Annotated in this window: 15 protein-coding genes; 6 read left to right on the top strand and 9 right to left on the bottom strand. The window is 66.3% G+C overall.

Going from position 1 to position 17854, the window contains the following annotated elements; all coding sequences use genetic code 11:
• From ribBA to C380_RS16790, 4 genes are all read right to left on the bottom strand, one after another.
• Complete coding sequence (gene ribBA, locus C380_RS16805) at window positions 1-1122, bottom strand: bifunctional 3,4-dihydroxy-2-butanone-4-phosphate synthase/GTP cyclohydrolase II (RefSeq protein ID WP_015015030.1); 1122 nt, start codon at window positions 1120-1122, stop codon at window positions 1-3.
• Window positions 1123-1508: 386 nt separating this feature from the next.
• Window positions 1509-1805 carry a 2Fe-2S iron-sulfur cluster binding domain-containing protein gene (locus C380_RS16800; RefSeq protein ID WP_015015029.1) on the bottom strand — a complete coding sequence of 99 codons (297 nt, stop codon included), beginning with the start codon at window positions 1803-1805 and terminating at the stop codon, window positions 1509-1511.
• Between the two features lie 12 nt (window positions 1806-1817).
• Window positions 1818-2456 (bottom strand): DUF938 domain-containing protein, encoded by a 639-nt coding sequence (locus C380_RS16795; protein ID WP_015015028.1) that lies wholly within the window; start codon window positions 2454-2456, stop codon window positions 1818-1820.
• 566 nt (window positions 2457-3022) lie between these two features.
• A complete protein-coding gene (locus C380_RS16790; RefSeq protein ID WP_015015027.1) occupies window positions 3023-3304 on the bottom strand; it encodes a DUF427 domain-containing protein in 282 nt (93 codons plus the stop codon).
• A 315-nt stretch (window positions 3305-3619) separates the two neighbouring features.
• Here C380_RS16790 and C380_RS16785 point away from each other — a divergent pair, with 315 nt between their 5' ends.
• Together C380_RS16785 and gshA are read left to right on the top strand one after the other, a co-directional pair.
• A complete protein-coding gene (locus tag C380_RS16785; protein WP_015015026.1) occupies window positions 3620-4528 on the top strand; it encodes an SDR family oxidoreductase in 909 nt (302 codons plus the stop codon).
• A 71-nt stretch (window positions 4529-4599) separates the two neighbouring features.
• A complete protein-coding gene (gene gshA / locus C380_RS16780) occupies window positions 4600-6126 on the top strand; it encodes a glutamate--cysteine ligase (protein WP_015015025.1) in 1527 nt (508 codons plus the stop codon).
• Window positions 6127-6221: 95 nt separating this feature from the next.
• Here gshA and C380_RS16775 read toward each other — a convergent pair whose 3' ends face one another.
• Window positions 6222-6452 carry an oxidoreductase-like domain-containing protein gene (locus C380_RS16775; RefSeq protein WP_369750460.1) on the bottom strand — a complete coding sequence of 77 codons (231 nt, stop codon included), beginning with the start codon at window positions 6450-6452 and terminating at the stop codon, window positions 6222-6224.
• Window positions 6449-6700 (bottom strand): hypothetical protein, encoded by a 252-nt coding sequence (locus C380_RS16770; RefSeq protein ID WP_015015023.1) that lies wholly within the window; start codon window positions 6698-6700, stop codon window positions 6449-6451. The genes C380_RS16775 and C380_RS16770 overlap by 4 nt, the downstream gene beginning before the upstream one ends.
• A gap of 92 nt (window positions 6701-6792) precedes the next feature.
• Here C380_RS16770 and ylqF point away from each other — a divergent pair, with 92 nt between their 5' ends.
• Window positions 6793-7764, top strand: a complete 972-nt coding sequence (gene ylqF / locus C380_RS16765) for a ribosome biogenesis GTPase YlqF (protein ID WP_015015022.1) — start codon at window positions 6793-6795, stop codon at window positions 7762-7764.
• Window positions 7765-7953: 189 nt separating this feature from the next.
• Entirely contained in the window at window positions 7954-10230 is a 2277-nt protein-coding gene (locus C380_RS16760) for a bifunctional diguanylate cyclase/phosphodiesterase (protein WP_043566748.1), read from the top strand.
• A 143-nt stretch (window positions 10231-10373) separates the two neighbouring features.
• On the opposite strand, the gene C380_RS25335 is transcribed toward C380_RS16760, so the two are convergent.
• Both C380_RS25335 and C380_RS16755 read right to left on the bottom strand, forming a co-directional pair.
• On the bottom strand, window positions 10374-10517 hold the full coding sequence (locus C380_RS25335; protein ID WP_015015020.1) for a hypothetical protein: 144 nt from the start codon (window positions 10515-10517) through the stop codon (window positions 10374-10376).
• 81 nt (window positions 10518-10598) lie between these two features.
• On the bottom strand, window positions 10599-11888 hold the full coding sequence (locus tag C380_RS16755; protein WP_015015019.1) for an MFS transporter: 1290 nt from the start codon (window positions 11886-11888) through the stop codon (window positions 10599-10601).
• Between the two features lie 563 nt (window positions 11889-12451).
• Between C380_RS16755 and C380_RS16750 the strand changes: the two genes are divergently transcribed.
• On the top strand, window positions 12452-13504 hold the full coding sequence (locus C380_RS16750; RefSeq protein WP_015015018.1) for a DMT family transporter: 1053 nt from the start codon (window positions 12452-12454) through the stop codon (window positions 13502-13504).
• A 134-nt stretch (window positions 13505-13638) separates the two neighbouring features.
• Here the strand turns inward: C380_RS16750 and C380_RS16745 are convergent, their stop codons facing one another.
• Window positions 13639-16782, bottom strand: coding sequence for a hypothetical protein (locus C380_RS16745; RefSeq protein ID WP_015015017.1), 3144 nt, complete (start codon window positions 16780-16782; stop codon window positions 13639-13641).
• Window positions 16783-16909: 127 nt separating this feature from the next.
• Between C380_RS16745 and C380_RS16740 the strand changes: the two genes are divergently transcribed.
• A complete protein-coding gene (locus C380_RS16740; protein WP_015015016.1) occupies window positions 16910-17845 on the top strand; it encodes a succinylglutamate desuccinylase/aspartoacylase family protein in 936 nt (311 codons plus the stop codon).
• Window positions 17846-17854: the final 9 nt, after the last annotated feature.

Raw genomic sequence — 17854 nt, 5'->3', positions numbered from 1 at the left:
TTATTCCTTGGGGATGAAGCCGGTGATTTCGAGGCCGTAGCCGGTCATGCTGGGCATGCGGCGTGGCTGGCCCATCAGCGCCATCTTGTGCACGCCGCATTCGCGCAGGATCTGCGCGCCCACGCCATAGGTGCGCAGGTCCATGCGGCCGCGCTCGGGCGCCTGGGCGGAGCGGGCGGTGCCTTCAAACTGCGCCAGCAGTTGCGCGGCGCTTTCGCCGCAGTTCAGCAGCACGGCCACGCCTTTGCCCTGTTTGGCCAGGTATTGCAGGCTGGTGTCCAGGCCCCACGAGTGCATGGAGCGGTTGACTTCGAGCGCATCGAACACCGACAGCGGCTCGTGCACCCGCACGGGCACCACGTCGTTGGCGCTCCATTGGCCCTTGACCAGTGCCAGGTGAACGGCCTGGCTGGGTTGGTCGCGGAAGGCGTGGGCGGTGAACTCGCCATAGGCTGTGTGCAGCGTGCGCGTGCCGACCTTTTCGACCAGCGACTCGTTGCGGCTGCGGTATTCGATGAGGTCGGCAATAGTGCCGATCTTGAGGCCTCGCTCGGCCGCAAACAGCTGCAGATCAGGCAGACGGGCCATGGTGCCGTCGTCCTTCATGATCTCGCAGATCACCGATGCGGGGCTGCAGCCTGCCATGGCGGCCAGGTCGCAACCGGCTTCGGTATGGCCCGCGCGCATCAGCACGCCGCCGTCCACCGCTTGCAGCGGGAAGATGTGGCCGGGCTGCACCAGGTCGCTGGGCTGGCTGTTGCGGTCCACCGCCACCTGCACGGTGCGGGCGCGGTCGGCGGCCGAGATGCCGGTGGTCACACCCTCTGCCGCTTCGATGGAGACGGTGAACGCGGTGCTGTACACCGTGCCATTGCGCGCGGCCATGGGCGGCAGCTTGAGGAATTCGCAGCGCTCGCGCGTGAGCGTCAGGCAGATCAGGCCCCGGCCAAAGCGGGCCATGAAGTTGATGGCCTCGGGCGTCACGTGGTCGGCGGCCAGGACGAGGTCGCCTTCGTTTTCGCGGTCTTCTTCATCCACCAGGATGACGATGCGCCCGGCGCGCATCTCGGCCACGATGTCCTCGACAGGCGAGATCGGCACGGGGGTGAGGGGGGTGTTCATGGAAGGTTGGGGCTTTCTGTGGGAGCCTCTGGCGGCTTGCCAGCTGGCGGCGTGCTGCAGCACAGGTCCCCGTGGCCGAAGGCAGCTGGTGTGCCCCCAAGAAACCGCCCCAAAGAACATGCGATGCGGCGCTGCCGCACGTCAAAGGAGCTGGGGAGCCTCTGCATGAATCATCGCACCGCGTGCATCTGCGGTCTCGGGCGGTCTGCTGCGTTGCAAATGCTCGCAATAGCCCCGCTATTGCTGTGCTTTGCGCCTTGCAACCCATCCCGATCCGCAGCGCACACGCCGCGTCATTCATGCAGAGGCTCCCTGGCCCCCAAAGCCTAGGATTTTAGTGCACCGGGGCCTGCTTGGCTTCTGAAAGGCGCGGCGCCTGACGCAGATCAGATGGCGCTGCCCTGCAGCACCACGTCCGACATGGGGTAGGCCACGCAGGGCAGCACGCAGCCTTCTTCCTTTTCCTCCGCCGTGAGGCCTGGCCATTCGATGGCGTAGCGCACGGTGCCTTCGACCAGTTGGCCCAGGCAGGTGCGGCAGGTGCCATTGCGGCAGGAGCTGGGCCAGTCGATGCCGCCTTGCTCCATGGACAGCAGCAGCGGCTGCTCGGGCCAGGCGTCGCACTGGGTGCCATCGGGCTCGACCTTGGCGATGAAGAAGGGGGCGGCGGGGGGTGTCGTCATGGGCGTGTCACTTCAGGGTTGGTGGGCGGCGTGGGTCCACACCAGCAGCAGGTTGTTGGCGGGCATGGGGTGCCGCGCGGCCAGTTGCAGGCCGGCCTGGGCAGCCACGGCCGCTACGTCTTCGATGCGGCGAATGCCCCAGGCGGTGTCTTGTGCACGCAGGCTGGCGTCGAAGGCCAGGTTGCCCGGTGCGGTGGCGACGCCGTCTTCGAGGTAGGGGCCATACGCGACCAGGCGACCGCCCGGTGCCAGGTGCCGCGCTGTGCCCTGCATCAGCCCGGTGCAGCAGGCCCAGGGGGCGATGTGCAGCATGTTGGCGCAGTAGACCAGGTCAAACGATGCGGCGCCGAATGCCGGGCCCTCGCTGGGCCAGCGGTCGTGCAGCACGTCCAGCCGCCGTGGCGCCTGCACGTTGCGGGCACCAGACTGCGTGGCCCAGCCGGTGATGGAGCCAAAGTGCGTGTCGTGCAGGTCGGTGGGCTGCCAGGTCCAGTCGGGCAGGGCGGCTGCAAAGTGGGCCGCATGCTGGCCGGTGCCGCTGGCGATCTCCAGCGCAGTGCCGGTGGGGGGCAACAACGCCAGCAACTGGGCCAAGATGGGCCCCTGGTTGCGCTCTGCGGCGGGGCTGTGCTGAAGGGGCGGGGTGGACACGAGGATATGGAGTGTTTTGGGCCGCTAGCGCTAGTGGATCATGCGCGGGCAGCTATGAAATAAAGAGCGGTCAACAAAGAACCGCCGTGGACTGTACCTCAGACGCCTTACCCACCGTAGCTGCCTGTTTTTTCAGCGGCACAAGAAGTTTCCTTGTAAATCAATGACTTAAAACTGTCATACAAGGCTTGTTCACAGTTATCCACAAGATTGTCCAGTGCAGACAGGGATAACCAGGGGTTTTGGAGCCTTCCACGGGGCGGTGGATACGGTCCACCCACAGCGGTATGTGAGTGCCTATTTTTTGAGCGACACAAGGATATCCTTTGTAAATCAAGCACTTAAACCTGTCATGCAAGGCTTATCCAAGGTTATCCACACCATTGTCCAGTGCCTGTTGGGATAACCCGCACCACGATTTTGTAAATTGCCTAAAAATGAGGCAATGCAGTGCATTCCCTTGCAAATCAAGCACTTGGCGTTGTCATACAGGACTTGCCAAAACTTATCCACATGATTGTCCAGCGCGCGCAGGGATAACCTGCTGAGCGTGCTGGCAGGCCGTTTCAGGCCGTGACCTTCACGCCCTTCCAGAACGCGACGCGGCCCTTGATCTCGGCGGCCTCGGGCTTGGGGTCGGCGTAAAACCAGGCGGCGTCGGTGTTCATCTCGCCGTTGACCAGCAGCGACAGGTAGCTGGCCTGGCCCTTCCAGGCGCAGGTGGTCTTGTGGTTGCTGAACGTGAAGTACTCGCGGTGCAGCGCGCTTTCGGGAAAGTAGTGGTTGCCTTCCACCACCACCGTGTCATCGCTTTCGGCAAGCACTACACCGTTCCAGATGGCTTTCATGGGAGATCCTTGGGTCAAAGTGGCCGGTAGCGCTAGTACTGCGTGCGCTAGCAGCTATCAAAAAATGAGTGAGGGAGGGATGCGCCAGCCCCTCTTGGAGGCCTGCGCAGCTGCCCATTATTCCCAATGTGCCGCGTTACCGCGCGCCATGTTCTGGCTCTGGAAGGGGGTTGGTGCGGTATCCAGTCGCCTGCGCAACGCGCACGGGCCCCGCAGTGGCTTACAGTGCAGCGCGCGGCATCCACACCTGCGGTGGGGTGCCAGGGGTTTTTGCGTTCCACATTCATCGACCAAGACAACAGGAGAACCTTCACCATGGGTATTGATTTCCAAGGCCGCGTGGCCATCGTGACGGGCGCGGGCGGCGGCCTGGGCCGCCAGCATGCTCTGGCGCTGGCCCAGCGCGGCGCCAAGGTGCTGGTCAATGACCTGGGCGGCGCGGTGGACGGCAGCGGCGGCACGGTGACGGCCGCGCAGGCTGTGGTCGACGAGATCCGCGCCGCAGGCGGCGAGGCGCTGGCCAATGGCGCGTCGGTCACCGACTTTGCGGCCGTGGAGGCCATGGTGCAGCAAGCCATTGACGCCTGGGGCCGGGTGGACATCCTGGTCAACAACGCCGGCATCCTGCGCGACAAGTCTTTCGCCAAGATGGACATGGCCGACTTCCGCCTGGTGGTGGATGTGCATCTGATGGGCGCCGCTAACTGCTGCAAGGCCGTGTGGCCGCACATGGTGGCCCAGCAGTACGGCCGCATCGTCATGACGACATCCTCCACTGGCCTGTACGGCAACTTTGGCCAGGCCAACTACGGCGCAGCCAAGCTGGCCCAGGTGGGGCTGATGCAGACCCTGGCCATCGAAGGCGCCAAGTACAACATCCACGTGAACGCCCTGGCCCCCACGGCCGCCACGCGCATGACCGAGGGCCTGATGCCCCAGGAGGTGCTGGACGCCCTGAAGCCCGAGGCCGTGGTGCCCGCCATGCTGGTGCTGGCGCACGAAAGCGCGCCTTCGCGCACCATTTTGTGTGCCGGTGCGGGCACGTTTGAAGCGGCCCATATCACCCTCACACAGGGCATCCACTTGGGTATTGGCGCCGATGTGCCCGAGCAACTGGCGGCCCGCTTGGCCGAGGTGACGGAGCGGGCGGGCGAGCAAGTACCACAAAGTGGCGCAGCGCAAGGAACCAACGAGGTTGGACGCGCTTTGGCCGCAAGGGCTTGACACCCCCGTGGGCGGGCCAGCGCTCAACGTGCTAAGTTCCGGGCCGACAGAAGTTGGATCGGTATAAACATATGAGCAAACTGCACGAGAGACTGGCCGCCTACCCGGCGGACGCCCTGGGGGGGATTCGCCGCGGCATTGAAAAGGAAGGGCTGCGCGTGCTGCCCACCGGCGGCCTGGCCCTCACGCCCCACCCGCTGGCGCTGGGCTCGGCCCTCACACACCCCCTGATCACCACGGACTACAGTGAGTCGCAACTGGAGCTGATCACCGGCGCCCACAAGGGCGTGCAGCAGTGCCTGGACGAGCTGACCGAGGTGCACCAGTTCGTGCACCACACGCTGAAGGACAGCGGCGGCGAGCTGCTCTGGGCCTCCAGCATGCCCTGCGGCCTGCCCACCGACGAGACGATTCCGATTGGCCGCTACGGCAGCTCCAACGTGGGCCGTGCCAAGAGCGTGTACCGCATGGGCCTGGGCCACCGCTATGGCCGCCGCATGCAGACCATTTCGGGCATTCACTACAACTGGTCGCTGCCGGGCGTGGACAGCGAACAGTATTTCGCGCTCATCCGCAACTTTCGCCGCCACGCGTTTGTGCTGCTGTACCTGTTCGGCGCATCGCCCGCGCTGTGCCCCTGTTTTGTGGAAGGGCGCGAACACCGCCTGCAGCCCATGGAGGGTGGCAGCGCGCTGTACCTGCCCCACGCCACCTCGCTGCGCATGGGCCGCCTGGGCTACCAGAGCGACGCTCAGGCCACGCTGGCCGTGAGCTACAACGGCCTGACGGGCTATGCCAACTCGCTGCACGAGGCGCTGACCAAGCCGTACCCGGCCTATGAAGCCGTGGGCATCCGCAACCCGGGTGGCGACTACAACCAGCTGGGCACCAGCCTGCTGCAGATCGAAAACGAGTTCTACGGCACCATCCGCCCCAAGCGCACGGTGCGCACAGGCGAGCGCCCGCTGCACGCGCTGCGTGAGCGTGGGGTCGAATACGTCGAAGTGCGCCTGATGGACCTGGACCCGTTCGTGCCTGTGGGCATCACCGCGCCCACCATGCGCCTGCTGGATGTGTTCTTGCTGCACTGCCTGCTGTCTGACAGCCCGCCCGACACGCCCACCGAGATTGCCGAACTCAAGCAGAACCAGCACCTGACCGCAGAGCGCGGCCGCGAGCCCGGCCTGCGCCTGTCCCGCAATGGCCAGAGCGTGCTGCTGACCGAATGGGGCGCCGAGGTGCTGGCGGCGTGCGAGCCCTTGGCCGCCGCGCTGGACGCCACCCATGGCACCGATGACTACAGCACTGCGCTGCGCGATGCCCGTGCACTGATGGCTGCGCCCGAGCGCACGCCCTCAGCCCGCGTGCTGGACAGCATCGTGCAAAGCCACCAGCACAGCTTTGAAGCTTTTGCGCGCCAGCAGTCCATGGCCGCCCGCGACGCGCTGCTGTCGCTGCCCTGGACGGCCGAGCAGCAGGCGCGCTACGTGGCCATGGCCGATGAGTCGATTGCCGCGCAAAAAGCGATTGAAGCGGCAGACACGCTGCCGTTTGAGGAATGGCGCGAGCAGTACATGGCGGTGGAGCAGCTGGGCTGAAGGCGCGATCAGGGGCAGGTCAAATTGATCTGCTATTGAATTGGTAGCTGCTCAGGCATATTGCACTGGCGCTACCAGCCCAAAACGCCTCAAAGTCAGTCCTGCAGCTGCAGCAAGGCCTCTTGCCGCCAGTATTCGGCGGCGCTCAGAAACCCTTCCCACACGCAGCCGTTGCAGCCGCGCCCGCAGCAGGTCGTGGGCTCGGGCGGCGGGTTGCGCAGTGTGATGCCAAGAGCGGCCGCGCGCTGCTGCAGTACCGCGAACATGGCTTGCGCCGTGGCGCCGTCCACCGCCGGGACCGGGGCTGTCTCCTCAGGCAAGGTCACGGCTGGCGGCGCCCTGCTTTGGCGCGGCGCAGGCCGTACTGCACGCCAAACGCAATGCCCAGCACCAGCGCAAACCAGCCCACCAGCGCCACCTGGCCCATGAGGTCGCGCACGCTGGTGGAGCGGGCCATATAGGGCGCCAGCAAGATGACCAGGCCGATGAGGGCCAAGGTCACGCCCTTGAACAGCAGCTCTTTGTCGGCATTGGTGGCCTTGGGCTTGCGCGAGGTGTCGAGAGGGGCTGGCATGCAGATAAAAACGCCGTGGCGTGGGCAGAAGGAAGACCGCGATTATCCTTGCCACCCTCGGACACCTCAGAACAACGTAGAAAGTACCCCGCATGGCCATCCAGTGGTTCCCCGGTCACATGCACCTGACCCGCAAAGCCATCACCGAACGCATCAAGGACATTGACGTGGTGATTGAGGTGCTGGACGCGCGCCTGCCCGGCTCCAGCGCCAACCCGCTGCTGGCCGAGATCACGGGCCACAAGCCCACGCTCAAGGTGCTCAACAAGCAGGACGTGGCCGACCCCGAGCGCACGGCGCTGTGGGTGGACTGGTACAACGCTCAGAGCGACACGCGTGCGTTGCCGCTGGATGCATCCGACCCCGCCCCGACGCGCAAGCTGATCGACGCCTGCCACCTGCTGGCGCCCAACCGGGGCGGCATGGCCAAGCCCATGCGCGTGCTGATCTGCGGTGTGCCCAACGTGGGCAAGTCCACGCTCATCAACACGCTATCGAACAAGCGCCAGGCCAAGACCGGTGACGAGGCGGGCATCACCAAGCTGGAGCAGCGCATCACGCTGGCCGACGACTTCTACCTGTGGGACACGCCGGGCATGCTGTGGCCGCGCATCGTGGTGCCCGAGACTGGCTACAACCTGGCCGCCAGCGGCGCTGTGGGCCGCAATGCGTATGACGAAGAACTGGTGGCGCTGGAGTTGCTGCGCCGCCTGCAAAAACACTACGCCCCCTTGCTGGAGGCGCGCTACAAGCTGGGCCTGCCTGCGGGTGCGGTGGCCGAGATGCACGACGAAGAACTGCTCGAAGCCATTGGCCGCAAACGCGGTGCCATGCTGGGCGGCGGGCGCGTCAATCTGCAAAAGGCGGCCGAGATTGTGATGACCGATTTCCGCAGCGCCATCCTGGGCCGCGTCACGCTGGAGACCCCGGCCGAGTTCGAGGCCTGGCGTGCTGCCGGCCTGGCCGAGGACGCCAAGCGCCAGGCCAAGAAGGATGCGCGCGCCAAGGCCAAGGGCAAAGGCTCTGGCGTGCGTGAGCCCGCGCCGGACAGCGACGCGGACTGAGTGACCCGGCCTGCGCCTGCGGGCCAGCAGGCGCTGTGGGCCATCCCGTGCCGACGCTGGCGACGGTGCCGGGGGCGCAGCGTACAGATGCCGACGGGCGGGCGCTGCAGCCTCGCCAGCGGCATTTTGTTCATAGGCGTTTTCTATGCCTGCGGTTACGATGGTTTCCTCCCCGCACTTCCCGTCGCCATGGCCGAAGCTTCCGCTGTTCCGCTGCCAGACCACGAAGACGCCACAACGCGCCACCTGGTGCGGGTGGCGGGCTGGTCCGTGATGTTGCTGGGTTTTGTCATCGGCCTGCTGCTGCTCTGGGACCAGCCCGTGCAGCCGATGCGCGTGGCGCTCAACTTTGTTGCGGGCTGCATTGGCGGCACCGCACTGCTGCTGGCGCGCTGGCGGCGGTGGACGCTGGCGACCCATCTGCTGGTGTGGGGCGTGTGGGTGTCGGTGTCGCTGGTGGCGGCGCGCAATGGCGGCGTCAATGGCCCCAATCTGCTGAACTACCCCGTGATCGTTGTGCTGGCCGGATGGCTGCTGGGCGTGCGTGCCACGCTGACGCTGGTGGTACTCACGGCCCTGCTGTTCCTGGGCTTCATCTGGGCGGACATTCAGGGCCTGCTCAAGCCGGTGCAGGTGGCCAACCGCGTGGCGGGTGCGGTGTACCTTGCGGGCATTCTGGTGCTGACCGCTGCCGCCACGCTGCTGTCGCGCCGCAACTACATGAGCCGGGTGCGCGAGGCCCAACAGACCGCAGCCAATCTGGCAGCCAGCGAGGCGTCGCTGCGCAAGCTGCTGCGGGCTGTGGAGCAAAGCCCCGAGGCCATCGTCATCACCGATCTGCGCGAGGACATCGAGTACGTGAACGAGGCCTTTGTGCGCCGCACCGGCTACGCGCGCGACGAGGTGGTGGGCCAGGCCTCGGCCCACTACTCCAGCAACGGCCTGGCGCCCGCGCAGCGCGAGGGCCTGCGCACCACGCTGGCGCGCGGTGACAGCTGGGCGGGTGAGCAGGTCAACTACCGCAAGGACGGGCAACCGCTGATCGAGTCCGTGGTGGTGGCGCCCATTCGCCAGACCGATGGCCGCGTGAGCCACTTTGTGGAGCTCAAGCAGGACATCACCGAGCGCAAGCGCGCCGCCGACGAGATCCACCGCCTGGCGCATTTCGACAGCCTCACCAGCCTGCCCAACCGGTCCACGCTGATGGAGCGCCTGCATGCGCTGCGTGGGCGCCCCGGCCGTGTGTTGTCCACCCAGCATGCCCTTCTGCTGCTGGATCTGGACCGGTTCACCACCTTCAACGATGCGCGCGGCAGCGAAATGGGCGACCGCCTGCTGTGCGCCGTGGCGCTGCGCCTGTCCGAGATCCTGCCCCCGCAGGACCTGCTGGTGCGGGTGGCGGGCGACGAGTTTGCCGTGGTGCTGCATGGTCTGGGGGCCGACGCCTCGCTGGCCGGCCGCCATGCGCTGGCCTTTGCCGAAAAGCTGCAGACCGCCTTGTTGCGCCCCCTGCGGCTGGAGGGCGACGCGCAGGACGCCCAACTGGGCGCCAGCATCGGCATCACCCTGTACCCCCAAACCTCGGACGATGGGGCGCACGACGCACTGCGGCGCGCGGGCACCGCCCTGCACCGGGCTAAGCAGGCCGGTGGCGGCCAGGCGGCCTTTTTTGAACAGGGCATGGGCGAGGCGGCCGAGCAGCGCTTTCGGGTGGAGCGCGAGCTGCGCCACGCCATTGGCGCGGGCGAGTTGCGGCTGCACCTGCAGTCGCAGGTCGATGTGTCGGGGCAGGTCACAGGGGCGGAGGTGCTGGTGCGCTGGCAACACCCGCGCGACGGGCTGGTGGCGCCGGGCGTGTTCATCCCGGTGGCCGAAGAGTCCGACCTCATCGTCAGCCTGGGCGAGTGGGTGCTGGCCCATGCCTGTGCGCTGCTGGCGCAGCCGGTGTTCCGCGAGCGGCGTTTGCGGCTGTCGGTCAACCTCAGCGCGCGGCAGTTCCGGCAGGCGGGCTTTGTGGGGCAACTGCGGGCCGTGCTGGCCGCCACCGGGGCCGACCCCCGGCTGCTCACGCTGGAGGTGACCGAAGGCCTAGTGATCGACGACTTTGACGATGCGGTGGCCAAGATGCGCGCCCTGGCCGCGCTGGGCGTGGACATGTCGCTGGACGACTTTGGCACTGGCTACTCATCGCTGGCCTACCTCAAGCGCCTGCCCATCCAGGAGATCAAGATCGACCGGTCGTTTGTCCACGAGGCCCCCACCAATGCCGACGATGGCGTGCTGGTCGAAGGCATCTTGTCGGTGGCCCGGCACTTCGGCCTGCGCGTGGTGGCCGAGGGGGTGGAGACCCAGGCCCAGGCCGACTTCCTGCGCCAGCGTGCGCCGGACATCGTGTACCAGGGCTACCTGTTTGGCCGGCCCGAGCCCGATGTGCAGTGGCTGGAGCGGCTGACCCAGCCCGCGTAAGCGAGGTTGCCGTGCGCGCCGGGTGCAGCGCTGTTGATACGGGATTTAAAGCAAAAATAGCTGCAGGCGCTTGTTGAATATGCGCCCGCAGCTATTGATTTGGTAGCGCTTCGCCTTTTGGTGCGGCAGCGCACTGTGGTGACTTACCTGTTTTTTTCTTTGCCCTTGGGCATGACAGTGGTCACGGGCGGCATGGGCCGGTCTGATGCGCTGTGTTCCTTGGGTGGCGAGGTGTCCTTTTTGGGTTTCTTCGCCATCTTGTTGCTGCGCTGTTCGCCTTTGGCCATGGGGCCTCCTTGAAAGGTCTCGGGATGGGACCGTGCAAGCATGGTACGTCACAAAGTGCGTCGTTGGCGGTCACAACGCGGCTACATTCCCGCGCCTTCGGCCGCATGTGGGGGCGCCTCGCCGCTGCGCGCCCTCAGAGCCAGCCGCTGGTCATGTGCCAGTGCCAGTGCGTTCAGCACGGCAAGACCCAGCCCCAGCGCGCAGGTGGCGCCCCAGCCGCCCCACAGCCAGGCCACCGACCCCATGGCCGAGCCCGTCGCTGCACCCACAAAGTAGCTGGTCATGTACACCGCGTTCAGCCGCGCGCGGGCCGTGGGGTCCAGGCGGTAGATCACGTTCTGGTTGCTGATGTGCACGCCCTGCAGCGCCAGGTCGGCCACCAGCATGCCCACCACAAACCACGCCAGGCTGCTCGCGCCCAGCCACAACGCCACCCAGCCCAGCAGCAACAAGCCCGCCGACAGGGCCGTGGCCACCTGTGCCTGCCCCCGGTCTGCCATGCGCCCCGCCACACTGGCCATCAGCGCACCCACCACGCCCGCCAGCCCCACCAGCCCGATGCCTGCATCACCCAGGCGGTGCGCCGGCCCCGCCAGCAGCAGCGCCATGGTGGAGAACAACACACTCACCGAGGCAAACGACAGCGCACCCAGCAAGGCCCGGCTGCGCAACCTGGGGTGTCGCAGCGCCAGCGTGCCCAGCGACCTCAAGACCTGGCCATAGCTCTGCGTCTGTGCCGAGGCTGCATTGCGCGACACCGGCATCACCCACCACAGCGCCAGCGCCACCGCCACCATGGCAACGCCCGCCACGCGGTACACCAGCGTCCAGCCACCCACCTCCGACAGCAGCCCCGCCACGCTGCGCGCCGCCAGAATGCCGGTGAGCAGCCCGCTCATCACCAGTCCCACCGCCCGGCCGCTGCGCCCAGGTGCCGCCAGGGTGGCCGCCAGCGGCACCAGCACTTGCGCCGCCACCGAGAACAGACCGGTGAGCAGCGTGCCCAGCGCCAGCATGGCGTAGCTGTGAGCGAAACCGCTGGTGAACAGCCCGAGCGCCGCCAGCAGCATCAGCGTGACGATGAGCCCCCGCCGCTCCAGCAGGTCACCCAGCGGCACCAACAGCAGTAGCCCCGCCGCATACGCCACCTGCGCCAGCGTGACGATGAGCGCTGCCGACGCATCGCGCACCTGCAGATGCGTGGCAATGGAGTGCAGCAGCGGCTGGTTGAAGTAGTTGCTGCCCGCACACAGGCCGCAGGCCACGGCCATGAGCAAGAGCACCGGTGTGCTGAGGCCCGGTGCGCCAGGGGGCTGTGCGTTTTGGGATGGGTGGGCGGTAGAGAGGGGGGCTGGAGAGGACGAGGTCATGGAGAGTGCTGGTGCGTATCGCGGACACATGCAACGCCCATGCCATGAGTCGTGAGGCACGCGCTTCGATGGTGACCGGCTTCTCGTTTGGCGCATTCCAACAGACTTTTCCTCCCAGCGGGGTGCCCGGAGGGACTTAGGCTATGCGCTTGCATATGGCAGGATGCCTACCGCAAGTGTTCGAGTCCTGCGGCCTTGGCATACAGATCGCTACCCCCACTTTCGCGACAGCAGCGGATGCCGAAGTACTGGACAACGAGGGGCGGACTTGGGCGGGATGCTGTGTTCCAGCGCTTTCACGGTGCCGGTCGATGCGTGTTGGTTGCAAGGCTGAATGAGGGGCGGGTTTGGGCTCTTAAGAGCCGGTCATACTTTCGGAACCATCATCCGGTTTGAGACGCTTGCGGTTATCTGTCCTCCCTCGTCTGACGCTTACTCCCGACTATGAGAGGTCGAATGTGCTCAGGAATCCAGCTGCCACCGACAAGACAAAGCAAAATCTGAATGTCTTGTTCTCGCATTCTTTGTAACTTCATTGCCGCGAGCTTCACCGGCCAATACGCATGACACACCTGTCACTTTCGCCCGCTCTAAGAGGTGGTCTGCTGGCGCTGCTGGCGGCCGCCCTGTTTGGTCTGAGCACTCCTTTTGTCCAGTTGTGGGGCCGGGGTCTCGGCCCGTTCACTACGGCTGGGCTTCTCTATGGCGGCGCGGGCCTGGTGGCCTTGTTCATTCGCCGCCCCAGAGAGCGGGAAGCGCAATTGCAGCGTGGTGATGCCGGTCGTCTGCTGGCCATGGCAGTGTTCGGCGCCGTCATTGGACCCGTTGCCCTGGTATGGGGCCTGCAGCGCACCAGCGGAACGTCCGCCTCCCTGATGCTCACCCTGGAGGCCTTCTTCACAGCGTTGCTCGCCTGGAGGCTGTACGGTGAAACGGTGGACAGGCGTGTGCTAATTGCCATGGCTTGTCTCATGGCCGGTGGGATGGTCCTTACGCTGGACCAGGGCCTGCAGGGCAACGTGCAACTGCTCGGGTTGGCCGCTGTCATGGTGGCAACAGTCGCATGGGGCGTGGACAACACCTTGTCGCGCGGCGTGGCTGACCGTGACCCTGGACAGGTAGTGCTCGCGAAATCAAGCCTGGGTGTCGTTGCTACTGTCCTTCTTGCTGGGCTGCTTGCGGAGCCTATGCCAAATCTATTGGCGGCTGGCGTGCTGCTGGGCATTGGCGCGACTGGCTACGGTCTGAGCCTGCGCTTTTATCTGCTCGCTCAGCGCACCTTCGGCGCGGCACGCACGGGCTCAGTGTTTGCGTTCGCTCCGTTTATTGGCGCACTGGGTGCTTTTGGGCTTGGAGAGCGCGCAGCCTCGGTGCTGCTGGTCCTCGGAGGGGCACTGATGCTGGCCGGGGTGGTCTTGCATCTGATTGAGTCGCACGACCACGAGCACACCCATGAGGTCCTTGAGCATGAGCACGCGCATACACACGGTGACGGTCATCATGACCACAGCCATGAGCCCATGCCACAAGGGGCTCACAGTCACTTGCATACACACACGGCGCTGGTACACAAGCACCCGCATGTGCCTGATTTGCACCACGGGCATATGCACTGAAGCCAAGGGGCTTCGCTGGCAAATGCCTATTTGTTGGCAAGTAGTACGTACTGCATGTCCGCAACCAGCCTTAAGCCGTTGCCTGGAAGCTCGGAGCGGCTGAACGCTTCTGGCCGTCAACAGCCTTCATCCACCTACCACCGCACCGGTCCTGCCTCGTCCGTCCAGAATATCCAACGCCGCGTCTCCACGTACGGCGATGTGCCAATCGAATAGGGGTCCATGCCCGTCTCGCGGCGCTCCAGCCTCACCAGGTAGCCCCCATAGCTGGCCGCCCATAAGGTTGCGCCGTCGGGCGATACGTCGATGGCGCTGATCGTGCTGCCGATGTGGTGGCGCCACAAGGCTTGCCCTTCGTCGCTGTAGGCGTGGAGGTAGCCGTCAGCGTCGCCGAGAATCACCAAGCCGGGCAGGGTGGCGGACGCGTACACGCGGCAATGTTCGTCCAGTGGCGGGGTGTGTTCATCCGTGTCCGCCGCTTCTTGCGATGCAACGCCGATCGGAATCGAGCGCGTAGCGCCCCAGTACAGGTGACACGAATTGGCAAACAGGCGTGTGCCGTCGTGCGAGAACACGGCGTGGTGGGGGTAGGACGACAGGGGCTCATGTTCGGCCACCAAAGCGCCGTGCGTATCCAGCACGATGTGTGGGCTGTCCTGGTCGCCGACCGCGATATGGTGCTCGTCGGTTGATAGGGCCATGTGCAGCATGTCCAGCGCCAGCACCGTGACCGTCTCTCCGTCGACCTCTTCGTCCATCTGGTTCTTGGGCCAGGTGTAGGGGCCGTCTTCGTCAAACGTCTGTGGGTGCACGCGTTGAATGGTGCTCTCAGCGCCTGGCGCCGTGTAGGTCAGCAAATAGACTCCCGTGGGGTTGCGCAGTAGTACGCGCAGACCATCGTTGAACGGGATGATGTCATCGCAGCGCTGACCCAGCGGGCCGGCCGACACCTGCACCTGCGGCGGCAGGCCTTCGTTGCCGCGCGGCAGTGTGAACCGCGCAATCACCGGGCCATTCCATCCCCGGTGGGTGGTGATGTGCCGGCCGTCGCTTTGGGCAAAACACTGTCGATTGGGCGAGCGGCCCACGCCACGGATGCTGGGCAGCAGTGTGTGCTCGGTGCCTTGCAGTACCGCCCAGTGAGCGTCGTCGTCATGGGCAGCGCCGATGCGTGCGATCACGCGGTCATCCTCCAGCAGCCATACGGGGCCGATGAATTGCCCGGCTTTGGCCGCGCGTTTCACATACGCGTCCGGGGCAAAGGCAAAGCGCTGGCGAAAGCGCGTGGCAATCTCTTCGTCGGCCCAGCGGCTCACCACGCGTGCCAGTTGCAGCACGGTGGGCGCGTCGGCCGTGCGCGGGTCTTCGGGCAGAGGGTCTTCGTCCTCTGCGTGTTCTTCGTCTCCCCCAAGGGCTGCGGAGGCGTCGGCAGGGGCGGCAGTGTCAGCAGTATTGGCATCGCGGGCCAGCTGGCTCGCGCGGATGGCCGCCACGTAGGCTTGCCCATCGGCCTGCCACTGCTCCGACAGGGTCATGAGTTCGACGGGAAACACGGCCGCATCGGGCAGGTCGGGCGGCAAGGGTGGGGTGACCAGCAGTTGCACGGCAGCTTCGATGCGGCGGGCCTCGGCCTGCTGGGCCTGCGCCTCTTCGTGCCGTGCGCGGATACGGGCCTGCACCAGGCCGTGAAAGCGCAGCAGGCGGGCAATGTGGTCGGCGGCGCAACGGGGCAGGGGTGCGCGGCTGTCGCTCTGGCGCTGGGTGTAGCTGAACTCGACCGCGGCAGGCCCTTCGCGCGCCTCGTCCACATCGATCTGGTAGGCGCTGTGGGCGTTGTCTTCGTAGTCGCCCGGTGCATCGTCTCCATTGCGCCAGCTGTACTTGAGCGCGCGGCCCCAGGGCTCGCCATCGTGCATGCAGGGCTGGCGCGCGCCCACCCAGACCTCGCCCTCCCAGTAGCCGTTGCGGTCGCTGTCCCACCAGTCGTTGTACTGCTCGGTGAACACGGGCAGGCTGGTGAAGGCCTCGATCTGCTCGGCCGTCATTGCGGCTTGCAGGCGCTGGTAGAGAGGGTACCGCGCACGGTGCTGGCCCACGGCCTTGCGCACATAGTCCAGCACCCCGCGCCAGGCGTGTTCGCAGGCCTTCCAGGCGTCGGGGGTGTGGCCGGGCTCGGCGGGGGGCGCCAGCACCTGCCAGTCGCCAGGCTCGCCCTGCGTGTAGCGGCGGTACAGCAGCGTGCGCTGGGCGACCGTGGGGGCCGCGTGGCGCCACAGCTTGGTGGCCACGCGCTCCAGCCAGTTGCGCGGCGCGGGCACCTGCTCCACCGACAGGTAGAAGTCCCAGATCTTCCAGATGGTGATGAACACGTTGTCGTCGCGCGCGTCGCCCTCGTCGTCCACATGCCGCTGGCAGAGCGAAAAATCGGTCTGCTGAAACCAGCCGTAGGCCTTGTGCTCCTTGTGCGCAATCACCGGCGTGCGCACCACGGTCAGGATGTTGTCGATGCTGATGGCGTCGCCGGCGCACAGGTCGTGGGCCACGGGCTGGTCGGCGTGGATGTCGGCACTGTTGCGCACCGCGCTCTGGCCTGCCCGCACAGCGGCAAGCACCTGGCGGCGGTTGATCATGGCGGCCAGGCCGTCTTCGCCAGCATCCACGCCCTCGTGGAACTCGGGGGCGAACGCGGCACCCACGATCTCGGTCGAGAACTCTGCACGGTTGGGCACACCGCGCACCTCGTCCAGCAAAAACTCCACCTGTTCGGGGCCTGCGATGTCCACGTGGTACTCGTCGGTGAACAGCGCCACCCGGGCCTGCAGCCCCCCGCGCACACGCAGCTCGCCATGGTTGTAGTGGCCCCACAGCAGCTCGTTCACCTGCAGCGCGCCTTGCACGCACACCAGCTGTCCGCCCACCACGGCGTTATGCAGATGTGCGTTGCCGGTGACGATGAGGTGGGTGGTTCCGTCGGTGTCCGCGCTGGTCAAAGCGCCGTCGATGCGCAGGTCTCCGTCCACCAGGATCAAAAACGGTGCACGGGGCACCGAGGCATCACCGGGGCCGTCTGGAACGTCATGCAACCACTGGCGCAGCGGGCTACCTGGGGCCAGGGGGGCGTCGAGGTGCAGCGCAGGCCAGTGCGCATCGCCCGTGATCCACAAGGTGGTTTCGTCCGCCAGGGCGTCGGGTTCTTCCGCCAGGCGCTGGGCGATCCAGCAGTCGGCAGGGAGGCGGTGGGCCACGTCGGCCAGCGGGCAAAGTCGGACAGTGGTCATGGGGCGGGGCGCGGAAGGGGCGGGTGAGGGGCACGTGAGGGGCTCAACCGGCGGGCATCGTACACCGCACCCTGCAGCGATTCGGCTTTGCGCCGACAATGATGTGTCATCTTATTAATTCACCGCCATGACGCAGAACCCCCCCGTTTTTGAAGTCCTCCCCCGCGACCTCTCGGCCTACCGCCAGGGCAATGTGGGCATCGACTATGTGCACCGTTTCGAGTCGGGCAAGCCTGGCCCGCATGTGCTCATCAACGCCCTCACGCACGGCAACGAAATCTGCGGCATGGTGGCCGCCACGCACCTGCTGGATACGGGCGTGCGCCCCCTCATCGGCACGCTGACCATCAGCTTTGCCAACGTCGCGGCTTACGAGTCTTTTGACCAGAGCCGCCCGTTCGAGAGCCGCCAGCTGGTGCACAACCTCAACCGCATCTGGTCGGCGGCCGAGCTGGACGGCACGGCGGACAGCCCCGAGTTGCAGCGCGCCCGCGTCCTGCGCCCCGTGGTGGCAGCGGCCGATCACATCCTCGACATCCACTCCACCAGCCAGGACGTGCAACCGTTCTGGGTGTACCCGGCCTACCCGCGCAATGCGGAGGCGGCGCTGGCCATTGGCCGCCCGCCGGTGCACCTGGTGATGCCCAGCGGCCTGGGCTCGGGCACGCCGCTCATCCAGCACGGCCGCCACGGGCAGGCCGACGGGGGCGGTGTAGCGGTGGTGGTGGAATGCGGCCAGCACTTCCGCCAGTCGGCGGCCGACCTGGCCACGGCCGTGGCGCTGGACTTCCTGGCGCATTTCGGCCTCATCGCGCCGGTGGCCGACCGGCCCGCACCCGCCGAGCAGCGCCGCTACGAACTGCTGGAGACCTGCATGGTGCGCACTGCGGACTTCCGCTTCACGCGGCCTGTGCAAGGGTTTGAAGTGTTTGCCAAAGGGGACCTCATCGCCACCGACGGCCCGCACGAGATCCGCGCGCTGTGCGACGACTGCACCATCCTCATGCCCACCCGCGAACCCATCGTGGGCCGCGAGGCGGTTTACCTCACACGGCCGATCTGACCCGGCTGG

It is taken from the genome of Acidovorax sp. KKS102 (assembly GCF_000302535.1).
Classification (GTDB): Bacteria; Pseudomonadota; Gammaproteobacteria; order Burkholderiales; family Burkholderiaceae_C; genus Acidovorax.
The sequence above is the reverse complement of the archived record's forward strand: the minus strand, read 5'-3'. Positions and strand labels throughout refer to the sequence as shown.